Genomic DNA, 23,282 nt, shown 5'->3' with positions numbered 1-23,282 from the left:
TTGACAATTATGCCCCGGCGCATAGCTCGTCCGGCCAGGAAGCTTGCGTTGTAAGGGCCCTAGCGGTCCCCTATAACCGGGCCGGACATTCGAGGCCGGGCGTCCCGTCCGGGCTTGCCGAGGAGATGTTTGATGCCGTGGAAAAATCAAGGCGGGGGGCCCTGGGGCTCGGGTCCGAAAGGGCCATGGGGCACCGGTCCGCAGTCAGCCGGGCCAAGGCCGCCGGATCTTGAGGATCTGCTGCGGCGCGGCCAGGACCGCCTGCAGCAGTGGCTGCCCGGCGGGCATTTCAGCGGCATGGGCGTCGCGCTGGTGCTGGTCGCCGCGCTGGCGATCTGGTTCGCGACCGGCATCTTCCGCGTGCAGTCCGAAGAGCTCGGCGTCGTGCTGCGCTTCGGCAAGTATGTCCGCGATGCGCAGCCGGGCCTGCGCTATCACCTGCCATATCCGATTGAGACAGTACTGCTGCCGAAGGCGCTGCGCGTCAACACGATCTCGATCGGCATGACCCTGATCGACGACCCCGCTCGCCGCGGCCGCACCATGCGCGACGTGCCGGAAGAGAGCCTGATGCTGACCGGCGACGAGAACATCGTCGACGTCGACTTCACGGTGCTGTGGCGCATCAAGCCGGGCGGGGCCGGCGCCTATCTGTTCAACATCCAGAATCCCGAAGGCACCGTGAAGGCGGTTGCCGAAAGCGCGATGCGTGAGGTGATCGGCCGCTCACAGATCCAGCCGATCCTGACCGGGGCGCGCAACGTCACCGAGCAGAGCGTCCAGGAGCTGATGCAGAGGACGCTCGATACCTACAACGCGGGCATCCAGATCACGCAGGTGCAGATGCAGAAAGTCGATCCGCCGGCGCAGGTGATCGACGCATTCCGCGACGTGCAGGCGGCGCGCGCCGACCTCGAGCGCAAGCAGAACGAGGCACAGACCTACGCCAACCGGATCGTGCCGGAAGCGCGCGGTCGTTCCGCGCAGATCCTGCAGGCCGCCGAAGGCTACAAGGAGCAGGCGGTCGCCGACGCCAAGGGCCAGAGCGCGCGCTTCCTGAAAGTCTATGAAGAGTACAAGAAGGCACCCGACGTGACGCGCGAGCGCATCTATCTGGAGACCATGGAAAAAGTGCTCGGCGGCTCCGAGAAGCTGGTTTATGACGGCGGCCCGGGCCAGAACATCGTGCCCTACCTTCCGCTCGGCGAACTGACGCCGCGGCGTCCCGCGGCACCGGCCACGACCGGCCAGCAGCAGGGAGCCACCCGATGAGGTCCCCCGTCACCGGCATTGTGTCCCTGATCATCCTCTTCATTGTGCTCGCCGTCGGCTACAGCTCGGTGTTCACCGTGCAGCAGACCGAGCAGACCATCGTTCTGCGGTTCGGCGAGCCGGTCGACATCGTCACCGAGCCCGGTCTGCACTTCAAGGCGCCGTGGAATTCGGTGATCAACGTCGACAAGCGCATCCTCGATCTGGAAAACCCGTCGCAGGAGGTGATCGCCTCCGACCAGAAGCGGCTCGTGGTCGACGCCTTCGCGCGCTATCGCATCAAGAATGCGTTGCGCTACTACACCAGCGTCGGCTCGATCCAGGCCGCCAATCTGCAGCTGACCACGCTGCTGAACGCGGCGCTGCGCCGCGTGCTCGGCGAGGTCAACTTCATCACCGTCGTGCGTGACGATCGCGAGAAGCTGATGCAGCGGATTCGCGAGCAACTCGACAGGGAAGCGGACGGATACGGGATCGAGGTCGTCGACGTCCGAATCCGCCGCGCCGACCTGCCGGAGCAGAACAGCCAGGCCGTCTACAATCGGATGAAGACCGAACGTGAGCGCGAGGCGGCCGAGTTCCGTGCCCAGGGCGACCAGAAGGCGCAGGAGATCCGCTCCAAGGCCGACCGCGAAGCGACCGTGATCGTCGCCGAGGCGAACTCGGCCGCGGACCAGACCCGCGGTGCGGGCGACGCCGAGCGCAACCGCCTGTTCGCCGAGGCCTATGGCAAGGACAAGGACTTCTTCGCGTTCTATCGCTCGATGACGGCCTATGAGAACGGCCTGCGTTCCAGCGACACGCGTTTCCTGTTGCGGCCGGACTCGGAATTCTTCAGATACTTCGGCGGTGCAAGCGGCAAGTTGCCTGAGGCGGCCGCCGCGCCGAAACAGTAACGTCACGACGTGAACATCAGGACTTGGCGGCGATGCGGATGACGCTTCGCCGCCGACCAAAAACAACAAGTATCGAGCGGGAGGCTGCCATCCGATGAAGTCCATAGCGTTCGGCGACTTCCTCATCGGGTTGGGAATCCTGTTCGTGCTCGAAGGCATCCTGTTCGCGGCAAGCCCGGCCTGGATGCGCCGGGCGATGAAGAGCGCGCTGGCGACGCCCGACAACATCCTGCGCATCGTCGGCATCGGCTCGGCGGTCGCCGGGCTTGTCCTGATCTGGGCAGTACGGCGCTGAAATAAGTCGTCGTTCCGGGGCATGCGAAGCATGAACCCGGAACCTCGAGATTCCGGGTCTGGTCCTTCGGACCAAGCAAGACTGAACATATCGTGAGCCTCTCGCAGCCGGTTTTTCGCCGAAATGCCGGGCTGAGATGCTTGCGCCATATGCCCGTTCGGGCGCACTCTGTAACGAGCTCATTTGAACCCGTTTGCCTGGAGAAACTCCGACATGACCGCTGCCAGACCAGCCCTGAGCCGCCGCTTCCGCATGATGGGAGCCGCGATCTCGATCGGTGCTGCGAGCATGCTGAGCTCCGTGCCGGCGTTCGCACGCGGTCCTGAAGGCATCGCGGACATCGCCGAGAAGGTGATCGACGCCGTCGTCAACATCTCGACGTCGCAGACCGTCGAGGCCAAGGACCGGACGATGCCGCAGCTGCCGCCGGGCTCGCCGTTCGAGGAATTCTTCGACGACTTCTTCAAGAACCGCCGCGGGCCGCCTGGCAAGGGCGGCGACAAGAGCGGCGAGTTCCAGCCGCGCAAGACCAACTCGCTCGGCTCGGGCTTCATCGTCGACACCGCGGGCATCGTCGTCACCAACAACCACGTGATCGCCGACGCCGACGAGATCAACGTCATCCTCAACGACGGCACCAAGATCAAGGCCGAGCTGGTCGGCGTCGACAAGAAGACCGACCTCGCGGTCCTGAAATTCAAGCCGCCGAAGCCGCTCACCGCGGTCAAGTTCGGCGACAGCGACAAGATTCGGCTCGGCGACTGGGTGGTCGCGATCGGCAACCCGTTCAGCCTCGGCGGCACGGTGACCGCGGGCATCGTCTCGGCCAAGAACCGCGACATCAGCCAAGGCCCGTATGACAGCTACATCCAGACCGACGCGGCCATCAACCGCGGCAATTCCGGCGGTCCGCTGTTCAACCTCGATGGTGAGGTGATCGGCGTCAACACGCTGATCATCTCGCCGACCGGCGGTTCGATCGGCCTCGGCTTCGCCGTGCCGTCGAAGACCGTGGCCGGCGTCGTCGACCAGTTGCAGAAATTCGGCGAGCTGCGCCGCGGCTGGCTCGGCGTGCGGATCCAGCAGGTGACCGACGAGATCGCCGACAGCCTCAACATCAAGCCGGCGCGCGGCGCGCTGGTTGCCGGCGTCGACGACAAGGGGCCGGCCAAGCCGGCGGGCATCGAGCCTGGCGACGTCGTCGTCAAGTTCGACGGCAAGGACGTCAAGGATCCCAAGGATCTGTCGCGCATCGTTGCCGACACGGCGGTCGGCAAGGAAGTCGACGTCGTCGTCATCCGCAAGGGCAATGAGGAGACCCGCAAGGTCACGCTCGGCCGGCTCGAGGACAATGAGAAGGTTCAGCAGGTCAACGCCAAGTCGAAGGACGACAGCGCCGAGAAGCCGGTGACCCAGAAGGCGCTCGGTCTCGACCTCGCGGCGTTGAGCAAGGACCTGCGCACCAAGTACAAGATCAAGGACAGCGTGAAGGGCGTCGTCGTCACCGGCGTCGACGGAAACTCCGATGCCGCCGAGAAGCGGCTGTCGGCGGGCGATGTCATCGTCGAGGTGGCGCAGGAGGCGGTATCGAGCGCCGCCGACATCAAGAAGCGCGTCGATCAGCTCAAGAAGGACGGCAAGAAGTCCGTACTGCTGCTGGTCTCGAACGGCGACGGCGAACTGCGCTTCGTCGCGCTCGGCGTGCAGTGACCCCGATGGTCATTGCCGGGCTTGACCCGGCAATCCATCACCGAACAAAGGTCTTGCGAAGAAGATGGATGCCCGGGCCAAGCCCGGGCATGACGACTTTCGCGAACGGCTAGCTCGCCACGAACTCATCCCGCCGATAGCCCTGGGCGTACAGCAGCGCGGTGAGATCGCCGTGGTCGATCCGGACCGCGGCCGCGGCCGCGACCGCCGGCTTGGCGTGATAGGCAACGCCGAGGCCCGCAGCCTGGATCATGCCGAGATCGTTGGCGCCGTCGCCAACCACCAGCGTGTCGATGTCGTCGAGATCGAAGGATTCGGTGAGCTCGATCAGGGTGGCGAGCTTGGTGGCGCGGCCGAGGATCGGCTCGACCACTTCGCCGGTCAGCTTGCCGCCCGCGACCTGCAACTGGTTGGCACGGTTCTCCTGAAAGCCGACCTTCGCCGCGACCACCTTGGTGAACAAGGTGAAGCCGCCCGAGATCAGGCAGGTATAGGCGCCGTGCGCGCGCATGGTCATGACCAGTTCGCGGCCGCCCGGCGTCAGCGTGATGCGCTCGTCGAGCACCTCGTCGACCACGCTGACCGGCAGGCCCTTGAGCAGCGCCACCCGCTCGCGCAGCGCGGACTCGAACTCGATCTCGCCGCGCATCGCGCGCTCGGTGATCGCAGCGACATGGGCCTTGAGCCCGGCGAAGTCGGCGAGCTCGTCGATGCACTCCTGGCCGATCATGGTGGAATCCATGTCGGCCAGAAAAAGCTTCTTGCGCCGGGCGATCCGAGGCTGCACGACAATGTCGATCGGCAGGTCGCCGCGGGCCTGGCGAAGGCGTTCCTCGATTGTCTTGATAGCGTCCCTGCTGCTGTCCTCGCTTTCGAACGGAATGTCGACGGCGACTTCGTTGAACAGCCACTGCGCCGGGCCGGGTGAGGGCAGCACGGCCCGCGCACCGTCGACGATGGTGGTGTCGAGCGCGGGGCTTGCAGGATTGCAGATCAGCGTGGCAACGAGGGACATGCAGGTGCATTCGGGATTGTTGAACAAGGCAGTGCTTATCGCAGGGCCGACCGCCAGCGGCAAGTCGGCGCTGGCGCTCGAGCTTGCGCAGCGGACCGGCGGGGTCGTGATCAACACCGACTCCATGCAGGTCTATCGTGACCTCCGGATCATCACGGCGCGGCCGACCGCAGGCGAAGAGGCGCTGGTTCCGCACCGGCTCTACGGCCATGTCGACGCCGGCGTGAATTTCTCCGCCGGCGCCTGGGTGACTGACGCGGCGAAGGTGCTCGGCGAGGTGCGTGCGCAGGGACGGCTGCCGATCTTCATCGGCGGCTCGGGCCTCTATTTCAAGGCGCTGACGCGCGGCTTGTCGGCGGTGCCGCCGGTCCCGGCCGTTGTGCGCGACGACGTGCGCGCACGGCTCGAGCAACGCGGCGTCGAGGCGCTGCATGCCGAGCTTGCAGCGCGCGATCCGGCGTCGGCCGAACGGCTGAAGCCGCGCGATCGTACCCGCATCGCGCGGGCGCTCGAGGTGGTCGAGGCCACCGGCCGCCCGCTGCCGGACTGGCATCGCGAGGGCCTGCCGCCACTGCTGCCGCCGGGCGATTTTCATGCGCTGTTCCTCGCGCCGGAGCGCGAGACGCTCTATGCACGGATCGACGCCCGGTTCGGTGTGATGCTCGATACCGGCGCGCTCGACGAGGTCGCGGCGCTGGCGGCCCGTGGGCTCGATCCGCTGCTGCCGGCGATGAAGGCCCATGGGGTGCCGGCGCTGATCCGGCACCTCAAGGGCGAGATCAGCCGCGAAGAGGCCGCCGAGATCGGCCGGGCCGACACCCGCCATTATGCGAAGCGCCAGTTCACCTGGTTTCGCCATCAGCTCCCTGAATTCGCCTGGGTCGAGCCGGATGCGGCCGGCAAATGGCTGCGAGGGCAAACCCCGTAGCCGAATGGAGCGCAGCGCAATCCGGGGGACCGGCCCCTCCGCGCGGAGGCTGTCCCGGATTGCGCTGGGCTCCATCCGGGCTACCAAGCAGGCTTCCCGCACGCCCGTCAGCCATGCGCGTTCGCCTGCGCAAAAACACTCGCCGAACGAGCGGAACCCCGGTACAGTACGGAAATCGCGAAAGCGCTTGCCTTGCCTTGACATTCAGGCTTTGGCCGCTATGTTCGCGCAACCTTTGGGAAGACTGGGTCGTCTCGTGCGCAACATTATTACCAAACTGCTTATCGCCGTCGTACCCAGGCACACCGCCGGGGATGGCTAGCGGCCATCCAAATTCGGGCGGTGTGCATGGGGCCTCTGGGGCCCCTTTTTATTGCCCGAAGCCGAACTGACGAGAACTGACAAAAGCCGCGCAAAAACAAGCGCATCCGGAGCGAACCATGACCGACAAGAGCCACGATCCCAATCAGATGACCGGCGCCGCGATGATCGTGCGCGCGCTCATCGATCACGGCGTGCAGCATGTCTTCGGCTATCCCGGTGGTGCGGTGCTTCCGATCTACGACGAGATCTTCCAGCAGAGCGAGGTCGAGCACATCCTGGTCCGTCATGAGCAGGGCGCCGGCCATGCCGCCGAAGGCTATGCGCGCTCGACCGGCAAGCCCGGCGTGGTGCTGGTGACGTCGGGCCCCGGCGCCACCAATATGGTGACGCCGCTGACCGACGCGCTGATGGATTCGATCCCGCTGGTCTGCATCACCGGCCAGGTGCCGACCCACCTGATCGGCAACGACGCCTTCCAGGAGTGCGATACGGTCGGCATCACGCGGCCCGCCACCAAGCACAATTGGCTGGTCCGCGACGTCAACGACCTCGCGAGGGTGCTGCACGAGGCCTTCTATGTCGCCACCACCGGCCGGCCCGGCCCGGTCGTGGTCGACGTGCCGAAGGACGTGCAGTTCGCGACCGGCACCTATCATCCGCCGCGCAAGTCGGACGTGCACATCTCCTACACGCCGCGCGTCAAGGGCGACGCGACCCAGATCCGCAAGGCGGTGGCGCTACTCGCCAACGCAAAGCGTCCGGTGATCTATTCCGGCGGCGGCGTGATCAATTCGGGTCCCGAGGCCTCGAAACTGCTGCGCCAACTGGTGGAGGCGACCGGCTTCCCGATCACCTCGACCCTGATGGGGCTGGGCGCCTATCCCGCTTCGGGTCCGAACTGGCTCGGCATGCTGGGCATGCACGGCACCTACGAAGCCAACATGACGATGCATGATTGCGACGTCATGCTGTGCGTCGGCGCGCGCTTCGATGACCGCATCACCGGCCGTACCGACGCGTTCTCGCCGGGCTCGAAGAAGATCCACATCGACATCGACCCGTCCTCGATCAACAAGAACATCCGCGTCGACGTGCCGATCATCGGCGACGCCGGCAACGTGCTCGGCGATTTGCTGCAGGTGTTCAAGGCAGAAGCCAAGAAGCCGGACATCAAGTCGTGGTGGCAGCAGATCGCGCAATGGCGCGCGCGCAACTCGCTGTCCTACCGCAAGAACAACGATATCATCCTGCCGCAACATGCGATCCAGCGCCTGTTCGAACTGACCCGCGGCAAGGACACCTACATCACGACCGAGGTCGGTCAGCACCAGATGTGGGCCGCGCAGTTCTTCGGCTTCGAGGAGCCGCATCGCTGGATGACCTCGGGCGGTCTCGGCACCATGGGCTACGGCCTGCCGGCCGCGGTCGGCGTGCAAGTGGCGCATCCGGACAGCCTGGTGATCGACATCGCCGGCGACGCCTCGGTGCAGATGACGATCCAGGAGATGTCGACGGCGGTCCAGTTCGAGCTGCCGATCAAGATCTTCATCCTGAACAACCAGTACATGGGCATGGTTCGGCAATGGCAGCAGCTGCTGCACGGCAACCGCCTGTCGCATTCGTACTCCGAGGCGCTGCCGGACTTCGTCAAGCTCGCCGATGCCTATGGCTGCGTCGGCTTGCAGGCGACCAAGCCGTCCGATCTCGACGGCGCGATCAAGGAGATGATCTCGATCAAGCGCCCGGTGCTGTTCGACTGCCGCGTCGCCGCGCTGGAGAACTGCTTCCCGATGATCCCGTCGGGCAAGGCTCATAACGAGATGCTGCTGCCGGAAGAGGCGACCGATGAGGCCACCGCGAAGGCCTTCTCCGGTGGCAAGGCGCTGGTGTGACGATGGATCGACGTGGAGCACTCTCTCTTCACCTCGCCCCGCTTGCGGGGAGAGGTCGGGTTGCGCGCAAGCGCAATCCGGGTGAGGGGGAGCCTCCGCGAGTCGGTCTCTCACCATTGCTCTGGAAGCAGCCCCTCACCCCAACCCTCTCCTCGCAAACAGCGGGGAGAGGGAGCTTATCGCGCGCTCGGATGGAGGGCGGCTCCCATGTTTGATCTCAACGAGCTCGAGCGCGCGCACCGGATCGTCGGCACCGCTGTGCCGGCGACGCCGGCGCACGCCTGGCCGCTGCTGGCCGAGCGGCTCGGCGCCGAGGTCGTGGTCAAACATGAGAACCACACGCCGACCGGCGCCTTCAAGGTGCGCGGCGGCCTGGTCTATCTCGAGCGGCTGAAGCGCGAGCGGCCCGACGTGCCCGGCATCATCTCGGCGACGCGCGGCAATCACGGCCAGAGCCTGGCGTTTGCGGCAGGGCGTCACGGTGTGCAGGCGGTGATCTATGTGCCGCGCGGCAACTCGGTCGAGAAGAACCGGGCCATGCACGCGTTCGGTGCCGAGCTCGTCGAGCACGGCGACGACTTCCAGGCCGCGCGGGAAGAGGCCGAGCGCCGCGCCCAATTCGCCGGCCTGCACATGGTGCCCTCGTTCCACCCGGACCTCGTGCTGGGTGTCGCGACCTACGCGCTCGAACTGTTCCGTACCGCGCCCGATCTCGAAATTCTCTATGTGCCGATCGGGCAGGGCTCCGGCATCTGCGGCTGCATCATGGCGCGCGACCTGCTCGGGCTGAAGACCGAGATCGTCGGCGTGCAGTCGACCGAGGCGCCGTCCTACGCGCTGTCGTTTGCGGCCGGAAGGATCGTCACCACCGAAACCAGCAACACCCTTGCCGACGGCATGGCGACGCGGATTCCGGACGCGGATGCGTTCGCGCTGATCCGCAAGGGCGCCTCCCGCATCGTGCAGGTCAGCGACGACGAGGTCGGGCAGGCAATCCGCGCCTACTGGACCGACACCCATAATCTCGCCGAGGGAGCGGGCGCTGCGGCGCTCGCGGCCGCGCTGCAGGAAAAAAACAGGCTCGCCGGCAAGCGGGTCGGCCTGATCCTGAGCGGCGGCAATATCGATTTCGATCTGTTCCGGACCTGGATCGGGACGGATGCTGCGCCGGCCGCCCAGCGGGCGGTCGCGTGAACAGAATGTAAGGGGACGACCATGAACCAGCCCGCATCCGCCTACTTCCTCGAAGAGCGTCACGATCCCAACGAGACGCATACGCTGTCCGTGCTCGTGCAGAACGAGCCCGGCGTGCTCGCGCGCGTGATCGGCCTGTTCTCCGGCCGCGGCTACAATATCGAGAGTCTCACAGTCTCGGAGACCGAGAGCCAGAAACATCTCTCGCGGATCACGATCGTCACCACCGGCACGCCGATGGTGATCCAGCAGATCAAGCATCAGCTCGACCGCATGATCCCGGTCTACCGCGTCGTCGACATGACGCTGACCGGCAGCTCGATCGAGCGCGAGCTTGCGATGGTGAAGGTGCGGGGCGGTGGCGATCACCGCGTCGAGGCGCTGCGGCTGGCGGACGCATTCCGCGCCCGGGTGATCGACGCCACGACCGAGAGCTTTGTGTTCGAGATCACGGGCAATTCGTCCAAGATCAGTCAGTTCATCGACCTGATGCGTCCGCTGGGCCTGGTCGAGGTGTCACGAACCGGGGTGGCCGCGATCACGCGTGGGCCGGAAGGGATGTGAGTCATGTTGGCGCGCGACTGGTATTACACGCAACGGCGGCAGGTCGGTCTCGATACCGCGGTGGCCTCGATCTATGACGTCAGCGAGGACAGCGACGTCCGTGCCCGACAGGCGCTGTCCATGCTCGGCGTCAAGCCGGGCTGGCGGATCGCCGATATCGGCTGCGGCAACGGCGTGCTGGCCACCGAGGCGGCGCTGATGGGGGCCGAGGTCGATGCCATCGACATCTCGCCGGCGATGATCGGGCTTGCGGAAATCTATGCGCGCGACCGCAAGGCGAAGATCCGGACCCAGCCGGCCGGGCTGCTGTCGTTCGCCTATCAACCGAATTCCTACGACCTCATCGTCAGCGAGTTCACGCTGCACCACCTGCCGGACTTCTGGAAGGCGGTGGCGCTGTCGCGAATCTTCAACGCGTTGAAACCCGGCGCGAACTTCTATCTGCGCGACATGGTGTTCGTCGGCATGCCCGACGGTGTCGATCGCGATGTCGAAGGTTGGGCCGACTTCTCGATCAAGAATCACGGTTTCGAGCGCGAAAGCGTGATCACCCATATGCGCGACGAATACTCGACCTTCGGCTGGGTAATGGAGCGCATGCTGACCGAGACCGGTTTCACGCTGGACTCCGTCGACTACCACGCGCCGTTGCACGGCACCTATCTGCTGCGCAAACCGAAGCCCGACGAACAGATCTAGATCCCGACCGAAACGGAAGCAAAAGAAGAATAACAATGAAGCCGGCCGATGTTGGCATCGCCGTCATGGTCGCGGTGATCTGGGGGCTTGCGTTCGTCGCAAGCCGGATCGCGCTCGATGAGTTTTCGCCGGAGCTGATGACGACGCTGCGCTTCGCCATCGCCGCGCTGCCGTGCCTGTTCCTGCGCAAACCCGGCGTTTCCTGGCCGCTTCTGATCGCGATCAGCGCCACGCTGTTCCTCGGCCAGTTCCTCGCACAGGCCTTTGCGATCGCGCATGGCGTTCCGGTCGGGCTTTCCAGCGTGATCGTGCAGAGCCAGGCGCTTTTCACCATCGCCTTCGCCGCGGTGGCCTTCGGGGAAATCCCGACGCGGACCCAGGCGATCGGCATCGCGATCGCCGCGCTCGGCTTGCTGATGATCTGCGGGACGGTCGGCTACGACTTCAGCGTTGCCGCTTTTGCGATCATCATGATCTGCCCGATCAGCTTCGCGATCGGCAATCTTCTGCTGCGGCAGGCGAACGGCGCGCCGATGTTCGATCTGTTCGCCTGGCTGTGCCTGTCCGCCGCGGTGCCGCTCACAGTGCTGACCTTGATCACCAACGGCCCGCGGCCGACCTGGCATGCGCTGACCCATATGTCGCTGACCGGGCTCGTCTGCATCCTCTGCCTCGGCGGCATCTCGACCAGCATCGCCTACTGGCTGTGGGGCCGGCTGCTCAGGGATTATCCGGCGGCGCAGGTGGTGCCGTTCGCGCTGCTGGTGCCGTTCGTCGGCTCCGCCGCCTCGAGCATCGTGTTCGGCGAGACATTCGGGCGGCTGCGGCTCGCCGGCATGGTCACCGTGATCGCCGGCATCGCCGTGATGCTGCTGTCGAAGCGGCCAAAAGCTCTGCCGAAAGTCGCGTGAGGGTGCCATGTCGAATTCGCTGCTGTTCGCCTTTGTCGTGTTCGCCGTCGTGATGTTCTTCACGCCGGGCCCCAACAACATCATGCTGCTGTCGTCGGGGCTGACCTACGGCTTCCGCCGCACGGTGCCCCACATCGCCGGCATCACGGTCGGCTTCGCCTTCATGGTCGGCGCGGTCGGCGTCGGGCTAGGGGCCGTCTTCATCGCCTATCCGGTGCTGCAGACGATCCTGAAATATGGCGGCGTCGTCTATCTGATCTATCTCGCCGCCGTCATCGCCATGGCCGAGCCGCCCTCGGCGGACAAGGACGACAGGGGCGGCCGCGGCCCGATGACCTTCTGGGGTGCCGCTATGTTCCAGTGGATCAATGCCAAGGGCTGGGTGATGGTGATCGGCACCATCACGGCCTATGCGGCGATTGCCGCCTTTCCCTGGAACATCGCGATCCAGGTCGGCTTGAGCCTGATCCTGGGCACGGTGTCCTGCGTCGTCTGGGCGCTGTTCGGGACCGCCTTGCGGCCGATCCTGACCTCGCCCCGGGCGATCCGCGCCTTCAATGTGGTGATGGCCATCCTGCTGCTGGCCTCGCTCTACCCGGTCTTCATGGACGCATGATGCCGCGCCGCGCCATGCGAGATGAGGGTTTCCCCTGAGGGGAAAAATGCTCTAGACAACGCCGGAAATTCGCGGGCGCCCGGCGGTTCTGACCTTCCGAAAGCCTGATTCATCGGCCGATTTTGGCCCCCTTCAAACGAGGAAACCACGATGCGAGTTTACTACGATCGCGATGCCGACCTGAACCTGATCAAGGGCAAAAAGGTCGCCATCGTCGGCTACGGCAGCCAGGGTCACGCCCATGCGCTGAACCTGAAGGATTCGGGCGTCAAGGAAGTGGCGATTGCGCTGCGCAAGGGGTCGGCCTCGGCCAAGAAGGCCGAGAACGCCGGCTTCAAGGTGATGGAAGTCGCCGAAGCCGCCAAGTGGGCCGACCTCGTCATGATGCTGACCCCGGACGAGCTGCAGGGCGACATCTATCGTGAGCACCTGCACGACAACATGAAGAAGGGCGCGGCGCTCGTGTTCGCCCACGGTCTCAACGTGCACTTCAACCTGCTCGATCCGCGCGCCGACCTCGACGTGCTGATGATCGCGCCGAAGGGCCCCGGCCACACCGTGCGCTCGGAATACCAGCGCGGCGGCGGCGTGCCCTGCCTGATCGCGATCGCCAAGGATTCGTCGGGCAACGCCCATGACCTCGGCCTCAGCTACGCCTCGGCGATCGGCGGCGGCCGCGCCGGCATCATCGAGACCACCTTCAAGGAAGAGTGCGAGACCGACCTGTTCGGCGAGCAGGTGGTGCTCTGCGGCGGCCTGGTCGAGCTGATCAAGGGCGGCTACGAGACGCTGGTCGAGGCCGGCTACGCGCCCGAGATGGCCTATTTCGAGTGCCTGCACGAAGTGAAGCTGATCGTCGACCTGATCTATGAAGGCGGCATCGCCAACATGAACTACTCGATCTCCAACACCGCCGAATACGGCGAGTACGTCACCGGTCCGCGCATCGTCACGGCCGAGACCAAGGCCGAGATGAAGCGCGTGCTCGCCGACATCCAGGGCGGCAAGTTCGCCCGCGACTGGATGCTGGAGAACAAGGTCAACCAGACCTCGTTCAAGGCGACCCGCGCCAAGCTCGCCGCGCACCCGATCGAGGAAGTCGGCGCCAAGCTGCGCGACATGATGCCCTGGATCAAGAAGGGCGCGCTGGTCGACAAGAGCAAGAACTGACAGGCGAAGCCTGTCATTCCGGGGTGGTCCGCAGAACCGAGCCCGGAATCTCGAGATTCCGGGGTCGCCTGTGAGTTACGCCTTCGGCTAACCCGCCCTACGCATCGACAACAAAAAAGGGTGGGCGCGTTGCCCACCCTTTTTCTTTGTCGCAGTGGCGCGGCGGCCTAGCCTGCCGCCATCGGTTGCTTCTCGATCCTGTTGTGCAGCTGCCAGAACCGCACCGTGCGCTGCGCGGTTTCCAGCGAGAGCCGGCGGTAATCGCGCTGCGCGATCTCGAGCGTCGCATTATCGAGCGGCAGCGGCAGCGGCCGCTTACGCAGGATGGTTTCGACCGTCGGCCAGTTGAGCCGCGCCGAGCGACACGGGATCAGGATCAGGTCGGAGCGAAGGCCGAGCATCAGGCGTTCGATCATCGCGATCGGCATGTCGTTGAGCACGGCAAGCGCGACCGTGACCTCGTCGAGCTTGCCCTCTTCGGCGAACTTGTAGACGGCCGCATCGTCGAGCTCGTTGAGCTGCTTCATCAGCTTGACCAGCTCTTCGGCGATGCCGTAGTTGCGGCGCGGCGCCGCGGCCTCTTCCTGGGCGATGTCGTTCAGCACCTGGCTGATCTCCTCGCGCGCCCTGGGCGACGCGATCGAAAGCAGACGGGCGCGCACCGTATCCTTGGCGCGCTGCAGCAGGTCGCGCAGCAGCTTGGCCGGAATGTCGATGCGCAGCCCGAGGATCTCGACCAGCTCGTCGTCGCCTTCGGCGCGGGCGACGATGCTGGAATAGCCGTTGTCGGAGAACTGCGCGCCGGCATTCTTGGCGAGACGCCGGATCACCTTGTCCTCGCCGCGGTCGATGATCACGTCGGTGACGGAAGGCGGCAGGTTTTCCCGCGCGGAGATCGCGAACAGATGGTCCTGGCCCTTGCTGCTCGCGATCTCGCGCAGTGCGTCGTTCGAGAGGCGGCTGGAGTGGGTCAGCACGTCGCCGGCGACGCTGATGTCGTCGTCCCACGCGAGGTGCTGAATCACCTCGAACGGCGCATAGTCGAGCGGCGCGAGCCGCTTGCTGAGCTCGGCCCGCGCACGGGTCTCGACGCGCGCGACCAAGAGGCAGAGCACGTCGTCGAACACCTTGACCTGTTCATCGTTGAGGCGGTCGCCGTCGTTCAGGAACAGATCGGTGACCTGCCGCAGCGTCTGCACGCGCTTGGTCGATGTCCCGTCCCGGACCGCATCCTCGAGTTCGGCAATAATCGATTGTGACGCCTGTTGCGCCATCGATGGGCAACCTTGTTTTTGTTGAATGAACACTTGTCCGCGCACCATGCGGGGCGCGGTCTTACACCTGCGTTAAGGTGGAACCGGTGCAAATACGGTGTGCGTCGCATCCTTAACAGGCTGCGACCGGACTCGATTCAATGCGCGCTTTCGGCTCAGCGCAAGCCGAGGCCAGTGCATTTTAAGGGATCGTTTAGGACGATACACGCCGCGCGATGGAAAAGATGTCGATCGACGCTGCACGTCCGCGCAATTGCGTCGAGCCGAGCGGCTCGACGACTAAATCCCGGTCCGGCGGCAGCAGGCGGAGCAGGTCGCCCGATACCAGCAGCGGCCGGCCGGCCTCCTTGCAATGCGCCTGCAGCCGCGCCGTGACGTTCACGCTGTCGCCGAAATAGGCGATCTGCCGCCGCGAGTCGCCGCATTCCGCGATGACGACCGGACCGGCATGCATCCCGGCCCGAAACGCGGGCACCACGCCGAACTCCTTGCGATATTGTTCGGCCCGCTTGGCGAGGCGATCCTCGATCGCGAACACGCAATCGAGATGCCGCCGCGATCGCCCGTCGGCATTGGCCGGCCAGGTCACGATCACTTCGTCGCCGACATAGGCGTGGACTTCGCCGCCGTGCGACACGATCGGCTCGTCGATGTCGAAGAAGAAGCGCGTCAGCAATTCCTGCACGCGCAGCTCGCCCATCGACTCCGCTAGCGTCGTCGAGCCGACCAGGTCGAGAAACAGCAGCACGCGCTCCTCGCGCACCGGCTGCCGATAGCGTCCGAGCACGATGCCGAGCAGCGTATGCCCGCCGATCATCCGGACCAGCTCGTAGATCGTCGTGATCGGGATCGACAGCAGCAGGCCGACGCCAATGATCTTCAGGAAGGTTTCGCGCATCCACTTGGCTTCGAGGCCATGCCCGTAGAGCACGATTTCCAGCACGATCGCGGCGGCCGCAACGACGACGGCGAGGATCACAGAGCGGCCGATCAGCTCGACGATGAGTGATTGCCGCCGCAGCCAGCCGCCGCGTGCGGCCAGATAGAGATGCGTCGCCCAGACGATCACCGTGAGGGCTGCGCCGTCGAGGGCGCTGCGCACATAATTCGAGACGGAGGCCTCGTCGGACTGATCGAAGGCATAGCGAAACAGCCCACCGACGAGCAGGCCGAACATCGCCAAGACGATCACGGGCGTCACGACGCGCCGCATGGTCCCTCCATGCATATGAAATATCCTGCGCGGACCGGGAAGGCCAGCCGCGGCGCGGCCGGCGGTGACGGGATGCAACGCGGCGGCACTCATGCCGCCGCCGACGACAAGCAGCGCGAACAGCTGCGCACCGCGCAGCGGCTATGGATCCAGTATCGTGACGCCAACTGCCTGTATCACGACCTCGGCGAGGGCACTATCGCCCGGCTCGATGCCGGCGAATGCATGCGCAGCATGACCGCAGCCCGCGCTAAGGAACTGGAGAATCTTGGCCATCAGTGAGCCATCTTCCGGAGTCAGGACCGAGGTCATGACTGATGGAAAGAGCCAGGACGAATTGACCCAGCTTGCGGATGAGGCGCTGCGCGCCCAGCCCGGCTGCGAGACCGCGCGCGTGCCGGCGGTCGCCGCGCTGCCCGATGCGCAGATCGGGCGCAACTGGGAAATTCCGAACGTCGTGCTCGGTGACAGCCTGATCAGCGACGTCGACCGCGCGGTGCTGTCGGTTCATCGCCAGCTCGGCCGCAAGTTTCACCTGGTGTGAAGTGGCCCGATCTCAGCTCGCCTTCGCCTGACGTGGCGCAGGCCGCCCGGCCATGCCGATCATCCTGAGCGCGAACACTGTGGCGAGCGGCACGAGGAACAGCGCGTAGAGCGGCATCTCGGGAATTCGCTTGCCGAACGAGACCATGAACTGCAGCAGCAGATAGTAGCCGCCGATGAGATGCAGCCTGCGCCAGGCGCGCGGGTCAAGCATCGCGGCCGTGCGATCGAACGAGGTCGCGGTCAGCGCGATGATGAAGGCATAGCCGATGCCGCCGAAGATATACGAGACCGCCGAGGTCGCGGCGGCGAAGCCGGGCGGATCGAGCATCGCGAAGGCTGCGATCGCGACCGCATGGATGGCGTGCGAGGCCGCGAAGGTGACGCCGAGGTAGCGGCGGTTGCGGCGCTGCCAGTGCGTCCATGCGTTCGGCCACAGCCGCGCCAGCGCCGCTGCGGAGAAGGCGAGGCAGAAGAACAACAGCGAGGTCCGCGCCGTGAAGCGGATCACCATCCGCACGCCGTCGACCTCGAACTGCCGCATCGCGGCGATCCAGATCGAAAGCCCGATCAAGGTGAACGTGAGCAGGCCAAACAGCCGCCAGCCCTCGAACCAGTTGCGATGCGTCGCCAAATGCCGCCTCCCGTTTATGTAATCGCCAGTTACATTTCGCGCCCGCGTGCGGTCAATCCGTGTAATCATCGCTTACATTCACGAGCGGGTGATGCTAGTGGTGCGCCATGCGCCGCCCCGCCAAAAGCCCGCCTACCGGCCGCCGGTCCGCCAAGCCGCGTCCGGTCGCGACGCGGGCGCAGGCGGCCAGGCCGTATCACCACGGCGATCTCCGCCGGGTCCTGATCGATGCCGCCATGCAACTGGTCGGCGAGGGCGGGCCGGAGGCGGTCAGCGTGCGCGAGGCCGCGCGCCGCGCCGGGGTCTCGCCGGGCGCGCCGTTCCGGCATTTCCCGAGCCGGGACGCCCTGATGAATGCGGTCGCGGAGGAGGCGCAGCGCCGCTTCCGCGCCGAGATCGAGGCGGCGCTGGCCGAGGCGCCGTCAGGCGATCCGCTCGGCCGCTTCCGCCATCTCGGGATCGCCTATCTGCGCTGGGCGATGAAGAACCCGACCCATTTCGAGATCATCTCCAGCCGCCGTTTCTTCGATCACGACCGTTCGGCCGGGGTTTCCAGCGACAATGCCGAGTTGATCGGCCTGACCGAGCGTACGCTGGCGGAGGCATTTTCAGCCGGTCAGCTTGCGACCCGCGACCTCAGGCAGGTCCAGATCGCCGGCCGCGCGCTGGTCTACGGCTTCGCGCGGATGCACATCGACGGCCATTTGCCGCGCTGGGGTGGCGGCGATGCAGAGGTCGAGCAGATGGCTGCCGACATCGTCGATCTCTTCATCACGGGCATCGCGAGCCACGCCGCGCCGGCCGCCAAAGTTTAAGGCACGCGCGCTGCCTGCCGCGGCAAGCCTGGGCAGGCAAATTCATTGCGCGTTCATGACGATTCAATTACGGTTTTGTGACGCGGCCCAGACACCGGCTGTGCCGTGTGCCTCCTGGCCATTGCCAGTCAAGGCGGTGGCATTGCGCCGGGTTGTATTGCGTCCCGCCCATGGCGCCCGCGCCTCAGCAAAACTCCTCCGTCGCCGCACTGGCCGGCGGTCTTGCCGCGCTCGGCATCTGGCGGTTGATGGCGGTCGCGGCACCGCATTTCGGCGCGCTGATCCTGATGCTGCGCACCGAGACCGATTTCGGATCGCGGCTTTGCTTCCTGCTCGCCTGGGGAATCCTGAACTTCCTGTTCATCGCGCTGCTGCGCCGGCCGGCGCTGTCGGGCGCGCTGTCGCTGACACTGGTCGTCGTGTTGGTGCTGCTGTCGCGGTTCAAGCACGACGTGGTGCAGATGACCGCGAACTTCGTCGACCTGATGGTGATCGACCGCGACACCGCGACGTTCCTGCTGACGATCTTCCCGAGCCTGCGTTGGTCGATCATCGGCGCCGGCCTCGTCACGCTGCCTTTGATGTACGCGCTGTGGTGGCTCGATCCGTTCCGCATTCGCCGTCTGCCGGCTGCGGCGGCCTGCCTTGCCTGCACCGCGGCGCTCTCGGGTTATGCATTCGCCTGGCCGGATGAGGCCTGGCGGGGCTATTACGACGACGGCTACCTCTCGAAGTTCGCGCGCTCCGGCGTCACGGCCGTGTCCGATTTCGTCGCCTACGGCTTCATGGAGTCGGATCCGGCCGCGAGCGACCAGCTCAAGATGCCCTTGGTCGATGCCTGCCATCCTGCCGGGCGGCGGCCGAACATCATCATGATCCATGATGAATCGAGTTTCGACATCCGCGCCGCCTCCGGCGTCAAGGTGCCGCCGGGCTATGGCGGCCAGTTCAAGTCCTATGACGGCGTCGAGCGCAAATTCCTCGCCGAGAGCAATGGCGGGCCAAGCTGGTTCACCGAGTACAACGTGCTTGCGGGACTGTCCTCGCGCTCGTTCGGCCGGTTCTCCTATTTCGTCACCCGCATTGCATCGGGACGCGTGGCGCGCGGCCTGCCGCTGGCGCTGCGCCGCTGCGGCTACGACACGCTGTCGCTCTATCCCGCATTCGGCGCCTTCATGAGCGCACGCAACTTCCAGACCACGACTGGCATCCAGCGCTTCTACGACGCGCATGATTTGCATGCGAAGGACGTCGAGCCGGACAGCTTCTTCTACGACAAGGCGCTGAAGCTGATGGCCGAGCAGAAGACGTCAGGCACGCCGCTGTTCGCCTTCGTCTATCTCGCCGCCAATCATTTCCCCTGGGAAACCAAATTCCGTCCCGAGTTGCTGCCGTCGTGGAAGCGGTCGGGCAACACGCCCGCGGTCGATGAATATCTGCGCCGGCAGGCGATGAGCGCCAACGACTATGCCGGCTTCGTCGCGGCGCTGAAGAAGAAGTTTCCGGCGCAGCCTTTCCTGATCGTGCGTTACGGCGATCATCAGCCGGAATTCTCGCCGCAGCTGCTCGATCCCGATCTCGACGAGGCCGGCATCGGCAAGAAGCTGATGGATTACGATCCGCGTTACTATGCGACCTACTATGCGATCGACGCCGTCAACTTCGAGCCGGTGAAGAGCCCGGCGGTGATGGACACGATCGACGCCGCCTATCTGCCGCTGGTGATTCAGGAAGCCGCGGGCATTCCGCTCGATCCGTCGTTCGAGGAGCAGAAGGCCATCATGCTTCGCTGCAACGGCGCGTTCTATTCCTGCAAGGACGGCGCAGAAGCGCGCCGCTTCAACCGCCTGTTGATCGACGCGGGGATCATCAAGGGACTTTGAGCATGCTTCGCCCGCCTTCAGTCAAGGCGGAAGCGATCCATTGTCGCCGATCGCAACCGCGCTGCGATTTCGTCGCGAGTTCCTTGTGACAATCGCTCCGCACATCAAAGCGATCGCACGTGAACTAGACTAACGTCGGTAGACGAAGGTCGCCCGCGCGAAACCGCGCGCATTACTCATTTGTAATTACGCCGCCGAGATTTCGTCACGATTGGGTCGATGATCGGTCGCGCCGCTGCCACGGTTCTCATCAACGCGCAGCGTCAAGTCAGCCAATCCCGCCCTTCTTGCAGGAGTGTTTGCCCATGCGAGCGCTCGATGTTGCGCGCCTTGTTGCCGCCTTCGGACTTGCTATCCCCCTTGCCATTCCCTCAGCCTCCGCCGCGGAGCCGCCTCGCGACATCAAGGGGCTCTACATGATGACGGACTATCCGGCCGTCACCATCAGGCCGGGCACCACCTCCAACATCTCGCTGCGTCTGCAGAATTACGATCTCGGCCCGCAGCGCTACAAGCTATCGGTCGAGGGTGTGCCGAGCGGCTGGACCGCGACGCTGCTCGGCGGCGGCCAGCCGGTCGCGGCCGCGATGCCGGCGCCCGACTCCAGCGTGCCGCTGCAGCTTCGGCTCGACGTGCCCGCCAACGCCTCGCTCACCGAGCAGACCTTGACGGTGAAGGCCGAAGGGCAGGGCAGCGAGGCGACGTTGCCGATCGTGGTCGCGCTCGCCAAGGAACTGCCGGCGAAGCTGACGGTGACGTCGAAGCTTCCCGAATTGCGCGGCAGCCCGAAATCGAATTTCGAATACACGCTGACCATCAAGAACGACAGCGGCCGCAACCTGGTCGCAAGCTTCGCCGCAGCGGCGCCGCAAAACTTCGAGACCTCGTTCACCGAGGCCTATGGCACACAGGAATTGTCGTCGATCCCGATCGATGCCGGGCAGTCCAAGGACATCAAGCTCAAGGTGCGGCCGCCGAGCGCGATCGATGCCGGACACTTCCCGGTCAAGGTCACCGTCAACGCCGAGGATGCATCGGCGCAGACCGAGGTGGCGCTCGACGTTGCGGGCCAGCCGCAGCTTCAACTCTCCGGCCGTGACGGGCTGTTGAGCGCGCGTGCGGTCGCCGCCGAGCAGAGCACGATCCCGGTCGTCGTCACCAACAGCGGCACCGCGCCGGCCGACAACATCGAGCTCGCCGCGACGGCGCCGAGCGGCTGGAAGGTCACGTTCCAGCCCGCCAAGATCGAGCGCCTGGTGCCCGGCAAGGACACCGAGGTTCAGGCGCTGGTGACGCCGAGCGACAAGTCGCTTGCCGGCGACTATCAGCTCGCGGTGCGCGCCACCTCGCGCGGCGAGACGGCATCGAGCCAGTTCCGGGTCACGGTGAGCACATCCACCGTCTGGGGCATGGCCGGAGCCGGCGTGATCGGCGTCGCGCTGCTGCTGATGCTGGGTGCGGTTGCGAGGTTCGGACGGCGATGAGCGAGCAGCAGAACAACAGTGCTGCACCACGGCCAGAGGCCGTCATCGCGGCACGCGACCTCACCAAGCGCTACGGCAAAACCAGCGTCGTCGACGCCATCAACTTCGACATCGCCAAGGGCGAGGTGTTCGGGCTGCTCGGCCCGAACGGCGCGGGCAAGACCACGACCATCCTGATGATGCTCGGGCTCACCGAAATCTCGGGCGGCCGAGTCAGCGTGCTCGGATTCGATCCGGCGCGGCAGCCCTTGCAGGTCAAGCGGCGGGTCGGCTATCTGCCCGATGCCGTCGGCTTCTACGATCACCTGACCGCGGTGGAGAACCTCGCTTACGCCGCCAAGCTGATGGGTCTTTCGATGGCCGAACGCTCGCGGCGGATCGCGGCGGCGCTCACCCGCGTGCGCCTGCTCGACGTCGCCGACAAGCGCGTCGCGACCTTTTCGCGCGGCATGCGGCAACGGCTCGGGCTCGCCGAGATCATCGTCAAACGCGCCGAGATCGCCATCCTCGACGAGCCGACTTCGGGTCTCGACCCGCAGGCGACGATTGAATTCCTCGACCTGATCAGGGAATTGAAGGCCGAGGGCGTTACCGTCCTGCTCTCGTCGCATATGCTCGACCAGGTGCAGCGGGTCTGCGATCGCGTCGCGCTGTTCCGGGCCGGGAAGATCGCGATGATGGGTTCGGTGGCCGAACTCTCGGTCCAGGTGCTCGGTGCGGGCTTCGTCGTCGAGGTCGAGGCCGACGGCGCGGGGATCGCCCGGCGGCTTGCGGCGATACCGGGCGTCGGCAATGTCGAGACGCTCGCCGACGACCGCTTCCGCATGACCGCCGACCGCGACGTCCGGGCCGATGCCGCGCGCGCGGTGGTCGCTGCCAATGGCGCGCTGCGGCGGCTCTCGGTCGACGAGCCGAGCCTCGAGGCGATCTACGCCCATTATTTCCAGGCTACCCCGTCAGGAGGCGTGCGCGATGCGGCGTGAGGGTTCAGCATTCCAGGGCGTCGGTGCCGTCTTCGTCAAGGAGCTATCGGACAACATCTCAAGCGTCCGCATGCTGATGCTCGAGCTTCTGATCGTGCTGACCGCAATGGCGGCGCTCTATGAGGCGATCGCCGCGCTACGCCAGAACACCGCGGAGGATCCGTTCCTGCTGCTGCGGCTGTTCACGGTGAGCCAGGCGCCGCTGCCGTCCTTCGTCGCCATCCTCGGCTTCCTGATCCCGCTGATGGCGATCGGGCTCGGTTTCGACCTGATCAACAGCGAGCACAACCGGCGCACGCTGTCGCGGATCCTGGCGCAGCCGATCTATCGCGACGCGCTGCTGCTCGGCAAATATCTCGCCGGGCTCGCGACGATCGCGATCAGCTTGACCGCGCTGTGGCTGCTGGTGATCGGCCTCGGCCTGATCTTCCTCGGCGTGCCGCCCGGCGGCGAGGAGATCGCCCGCTCGCTGGCCTTCCTGGTGATTGCGGTCTTCTATGCCGGGGTCTGGCTGTCGCTCGCGATGCTGCTCTCGATCGTGTTCCGTTCGCCGGCGACCGCGGCATTGGTGGCGCTCGGCATCTGGTTGTTCCTGACCGTGCTGTGGCCGATGCTGGCACCGGCGATCGCGCAGGCCATCGTGCCGCCGGATCCGCGCTTTGCCGCGCTCGGCCTCGATACGCCGGGCACGGCGATCTGGACCCAGCTGCTGCAGCGCTTCTCGCCGAATGATCTGTTCGGAGAGGCGATGCTGGCCGTGCTGTCGCCGACCACCCGCACGCTCGGCCCGGTATTCCTCGACCAGATCCGCGGCGCGGTGATGGGCGCCCCGTTGCCGTTCGGCCAGAGCGTAATGATCGCCTGGCCGCAGACGGTCGGCCTGATCGCCTGCACCATCGTGCTGTTCGTCGCCGGCTACGTCCTGTTCCAGCGCCAGGAGGTCAGGGCCTGAGGAGGAGAGCGCGGC

General features: G+C 65.6%; 23 protein-coding genes. 19 read left to right on the top strand and 4 right to left on the bottom strand.

Features of this window, described 5'->3' with window-relative positions:
• Window positions 1-132: 132 nt before the first annotated feature.
• From hflK to E2I15_RS19915, 4 genes are all read left to right on the top strand, one after another.
• Complete coding sequence (gene hflK / locus E2I15_RS19930; RefSeq protein ID WP_028342342.1) at window positions 133-1,272, top strand: FtsH protease activity modulator HflK; 1,140 nt, start codon at window positions 133-135, stop codon at window positions 1,270-1,272.
• The gene (gene hflC / locus E2I15_RS19925; protein WP_016841064.1) at window positions 1,269-2,168 is read left to right on the top strand and encodes a protease modulator HflC; all 900 of its coding nucleotides are present in this window, start codon (window positions 1,269-1,271) and stop codon (window positions 2,166-2,168) included. Before hflK ends, hflC begins: the two co-directional genes overlap by 4 nt.
• A gap of 94 nt (window positions 2,169-2,262) precedes the next feature.
• Window positions 2,263-2,463, top strand: coding sequence for a DUF2065 domain-containing protein (locus E2I15_RS19920; protein ID WP_016841063.1), 201 nt, complete (start codon window positions 2,263-2,265; stop codon window positions 2,461-2,463).
• A gap of 213 nt (window positions 2,464-2,676) precedes the next feature.
• Complete coding sequence (locus E2I15_RS19915) at window positions 2,677-4,173, top strand: Do family serine endopeptidase (protein ID WP_016841062.1); 1,497 nt, start codon at window positions 2,677-2,679, stop codon at window positions 4,171-4,173.
• A 109-nt stretch (window positions 4,174-4,282) separates the two neighbouring features.
• On the opposite strand, the gene serB is transcribed toward E2I15_RS19915, so the two are convergent.
• Window positions 4,283-5,188, bottom strand: a complete 906-nt coding sequence (gene serB, locus E2I15_RS19910) for a phosphoserine phosphatase SerB (protein WP_137478775.1) — start codon at window positions 5,186-5,188, stop codon at window positions 4,283-4,285.
• Between serB and miaA the strand changes: the two genes are divergently transcribed.
• From miaA to ilvC, 8 genes are all read left to right on the top strand, one after another.
• Complete coding sequence (miaA, locus tag E2I15_RS19905) at window positions 5,187-6,116, top strand: tRNA (adenosine(37)-N6)-dimethylallyltransferase MiaA (protein WP_137478774.1); 930 nt, start codon at window positions 5,187-5,189, stop codon at window positions 6,114-6,116. The two genes, serB and miaA, sit on opposite strands and share 2 nt — an antisense overlap.
• A gap of 440 nt (window positions 6,117-6,556) precedes the next feature.
• On the top strand, window positions 6,557-8,332 hold the full coding sequence (locus E2I15_RS19900) for an acetolactate synthase 3 large subunit (RefSeq protein WP_137478773.1): 1,776 nt from the start codon (window positions 6,557-6,559) through the stop codon (window positions 8,330-8,332).
• A 207-nt stretch (window positions 8,333-8,539) separates the two neighbouring features.
• Window positions 8,540-9,526: a threonine dehydratase gene (locus tag E2I15_RS19895; RefSeq protein ID WP_137478772.1), complete on the top strand. Its 987-nt coding sequence runs from the start codon at window positions 8,540-8,542 to the stop codon at window positions 9,524-9,526.
• Between the two features lie 21 nt (window positions 9,527-9,547).
• Window positions 9,548-10,090, top strand: coding sequence for an acetolactate synthase small subunit (gene ilvN / locus E2I15_RS19890; protein ID WP_016841057.1), 543 nt, complete (start codon window positions 9,548-9,550; stop codon window positions 10,088-10,090).
• Window positions 10,091-10,093: 3 nt separating this feature from the next.
• A complete protein-coding gene (locus tag E2I15_RS19885; RefSeq protein ID WP_018272996.1) occupies window positions 10,094-10,789 on the top strand; it encodes a class I SAM-dependent methyltransferase in 696 nt (231 codons plus the stop codon).
• Window positions 10,790-10,824: 35 nt separating this feature from the next.
• On the top strand, window positions 10,825-11,700 hold the full coding sequence (locus tag E2I15_RS19880; protein ID WP_137478771.1) for an EamA family transporter: 876 nt from the start codon (window positions 10,825-10,827) through the stop codon (window positions 11,698-11,700).
• A gap of 7 nt (window positions 11,701-11,707) precedes the next feature.
• The gene (locus E2I15_RS19875) at window positions 11,708-12,316 is read left to right on the top strand and encodes a LysE family translocator (RefSeq protein ID WP_038383367.1); all 609 of its coding nucleotides are present in this window, start codon (window positions 11,708-11,710) and stop codon (window positions 12,314-12,316) included.
• 150 nt (window positions 12,317-12,466) lie between these two features.
• Entirely contained in the window at window positions 12,467-13,486 is a 1,020-nt protein-coding gene (gene ilvC, locus E2I15_RS19870; protein ID WP_018272993.1) for a ketol-acid reductoisomerase, read from the top strand.
• A gap of 167 nt (window positions 13,487-13,653) precedes the next feature.
• Here the strand turns inward: ilvC and E2I15_RS19865 are convergent, their stop codons facing one another.
• The gene (locus E2I15_RS19865) at window positions 13,654-14,760 is read right to left on the bottom strand and encodes a DUF2336 domain-containing protein (RefSeq protein ID WP_137478770.1); all 1,107 of its coding nucleotides are present in this window, start codon (window positions 14,758-14,760) and stop codon (window positions 13,654-13,656) included.
• Window positions 14,761-14,953: 193 nt separating this feature from the next.
• Window positions 14,954-15,973 carry an adenylate/guanylate cyclase domain-containing protein gene (locus E2I15_RS19860; protein WP_137478769.1) on the bottom strand — a complete coding sequence of 340 codons (1,020 nt, stop codon included), beginning with the start codon at window positions 15,971-15,973 and terminating at the stop codon, window positions 14,954-14,956.
• Window positions 15,974-15,982: 9 nt separating this feature from the next.
• On the opposite strand from E2I15_RS19860, the gene E2I15_RS19855 reads away from it, so the two are divergent.
• Window positions 15,983-16,255, top strand: a complete 273-nt coding sequence (locus E2I15_RS19855) for a lysozyme inhibitor LprI family protein (RefSeq protein WP_137478768.1) — start codon at window positions 15,983-15,985, stop codon at window positions 16,253-16,255.
• Between the two features lie 28 nt (window positions 16,256-16,283).
• Window positions 16,284-16,517, top strand: a complete 234-nt coding sequence (locus tag E2I15_RS19850) for a hypothetical protein (RefSeq protein WP_028342354.1) — start codon at window positions 16,284-16,286, stop codon at window positions 16,515-16,517.
• A gap of 12 nt (window positions 16,518-16,529) precedes the next feature.
• On the opposite strand, the gene E2I15_RS19845 is transcribed toward E2I15_RS19850, so the two are convergent.
• A complete protein-coding gene (locus tag E2I15_RS19845; RefSeq protein WP_155262467.1) occupies window positions 16,530-17,150 on the bottom strand; it encodes a hypothetical protein in 621 nt (206 codons plus the stop codon).
• Window positions 17,151-17,257: 107 nt separating this feature from the next.
• On the opposite strand from E2I15_RS19845, the gene E2I15_RS19840 reads away from it, so the two are divergent.
• The 5 genes from E2I15_RS19840 to E2I15_RS19820 all read left to right on the top strand — a co-directional run bounded on the left by E2I15_RS19840 (window position 17,258) and on the right by E2I15_RS19820 (window position 23,267).
• The gene (locus E2I15_RS19840) at window positions 17,258-17,965 is read left to right on the top strand and encodes a TetR/AcrR family transcriptional regulator (protein ID WP_137478767.1); all 708 of its coding nucleotides are present in this window, start codon (window positions 17,258-17,260) and stop codon (window positions 17,963-17,965) included.
• A gap of 170 nt (window positions 17,966-18,135) precedes the next feature.
• Window positions 18,136-19,848, top strand: a complete 1,713-nt coding sequence (locus tag E2I15_RS19835) for a sulfatase-like hydrolase/transferase (RefSeq protein WP_137478766.1) — start codon at window positions 18,136-18,138, stop codon at window positions 19,846-19,848.
• Between the two features lie 305 nt (window positions 19,849-20,153).
• Complete coding sequence (locus E2I15_RS19830) at window positions 20,154-21,332, top strand: COG1470 family protein (protein ID WP_137478765.1); 1,179 nt, start codon at window positions 20,154-20,156, stop codon at window positions 21,330-21,332.
• A complete protein-coding gene (locus E2I15_RS19825; protein WP_137478764.1) occupies window positions 21,329-22,315 on the top strand; it encodes an ABC transporter ATP-binding protein in 987 nt (328 codons plus the stop codon). The genes E2I15_RS19830 and E2I15_RS19825 overlap by 4 nt, the downstream gene beginning before the upstream one ends.
• A complete protein-coding gene (locus E2I15_RS19820) occupies window positions 22,305-23,267 on the top strand; it encodes an ABC transporter permease (protein ID WP_137478763.1) in 963 nt (320 codons plus the stop codon). The genes E2I15_RS19825 and E2I15_RS19820 overlap by 11 nt, the downstream gene beginning before the upstream one ends.
• The last annotated feature ends 15 nt before the right edge of the window (window positions 23,268-23,282 follow it).

Source organism: Bradyrhizobium sp. BR2003 (assembly GCF_009720285.1).
GTDB lineage: Bacteria > Pseudomonadota > Alphaproteobacteria > Rhizobiales > Xanthobacteraceae > Bradyrhizobium > Bradyrhizobium elkanii.
This window is presented reverse-complemented; position numbering and strand designations above follow the sequence as displayed.

Coding starts and splice junctions, on each gene's coding strand:
- hflK (WP_028342342.1), top strand. CDS start 133: ATGCCGTGGAAAAATCAAGGCGGGGGGCCCTGGGGCTCGGGTCCGAAA.
- hflC (WP_016841064.1), top strand. CDS start 1,269: ATGAGGTCCCCCGTCACCGGCATTGTGTCCCTGATCATCCTCTTCATT.
- E2I15_RS19920 (WP_016841063.1), top strand. CDS start 2,263: ATGAAGTCCATAGCGTTCGGCGACTTCCTCATCGGGTTGGGAATCCTG.
- E2I15_RS19915 (WP_016841062.1), top strand. CDS start 2,677: ATGACCGCTGCCAGACCAGCCCTGAGCCGCCGCTTCCGCATGATGGGA.
- miaA (WP_137478774.1), top strand. CDS start 5,187: ATGCAGGTGCATTCGGGATTGTTGAACAAGGCAGTGCTTATCGCAGGG.
- serB (WP_137478775.1), bottom strand. CDS start 5,188: ATGTCCCTCGTTGCCACGCTGATCTGCAATCCTGCAAGCCCCGCGCTC.
- E2I15_RS19900 (WP_137478773.1), top strand. CDS start 6,557: ATGACCGACAAGAGCCACGATCCCAATCAGATGACCGGCGCCGCGATG.
- E2I15_RS19895 (WP_137478772.1), top strand. CDS start 8,540: ATGTTTGATCTCAACGAGCTCGAGCGCGCGCACCGGATCGTCGGCACC.
- ilvN (WP_016841057.1), top strand. CDS start 9,548: ATGAACCAGCCCGCATCCGCCTACTTCCTCGAAGAGCGTCACGATCCC.
- E2I15_RS19885 (WP_018272996.1), top strand. CDS start 10,094: ATGTTGGCGCGCGACTGGTATTACACGCAACGGCGGCAGGTCGGTCTC.
- E2I15_RS19880 (WP_137478771.1), top strand. CDS start 10,825: ATGAAGCCGGCCGATGTTGGCATCGCCGTCATGGTCGCGGTGATCTGG.
- E2I15_RS19875 (WP_038383367.1), top strand. CDS start 11,708: ATGTCGAATTCGCTGCTGTTCGCCTTTGTCGTGTTCGCCGTCGTGATG.
- ilvC (WP_018272993.1), top strand. CDS start 12,467: ATGCGAGTTTACTACGATCGCGATGCCGACCTGAACCTGATCAAGGGC.
- E2I15_RS19865 (WP_137478770.1), bottom strand. CDS start 14,760: ATGGCGCAACAGGCGTCACAATCGATTATTGCCGAACTCGAGGATGCG.
- E2I15_RS19860 (WP_137478769.1), bottom strand. CDS start 15,973: ATGCGGCGCGTCGTGACGCCCGTGATCGTCTTGGCGATGTTCGGCCTG.
- E2I15_RS19855 (WP_137478768.1), top strand. CDS start 15,983: ATGCATATGAAATATCCTGCGCGGACCGGGAAGGCCAGCCGCGGCGCG.
- E2I15_RS19850 (WP_028342354.1), top strand. CDS start 16,284: ATGACTGATGGAAAGAGCCAGGACGAATTGACCCAGCTTGCGGATGAG.
- E2I15_RS19840 (WP_137478767.1), top strand. CDS start 17,258: ATGCGCCGCCCCGCCAAAAGCCCGCCTACCGGCCGCCGGTCCGCCAAG.
- E2I15_RS19835 (WP_137478766.1), top strand. CDS start 18,136: ATGGCGCCCGCGCCTCAGCAAAACTCCTCCGTCGCCGCACTGGCCGGC.
- E2I15_RS19830 (WP_137478765.1), top strand. CDS start 20,154: ATGCGAGCGCTCGATGTTGCGCGCCTTGTTGCCGCCTTCGGACTTGCT.
- E2I15_RS19825 (WP_137478764.1), top strand. CDS start 21,329: ATGAGCGAGCAGCAGAACAACAGTGCTGCACCACGGCCAGAGGCCGTC.
- E2I15_RS19820 (WP_137478763.1), top strand. CDS start 22,305: ATGCGGCGTGAGGGTTCAGCATTCCAGGGCGTCGGTGCCGTCTTCGTC.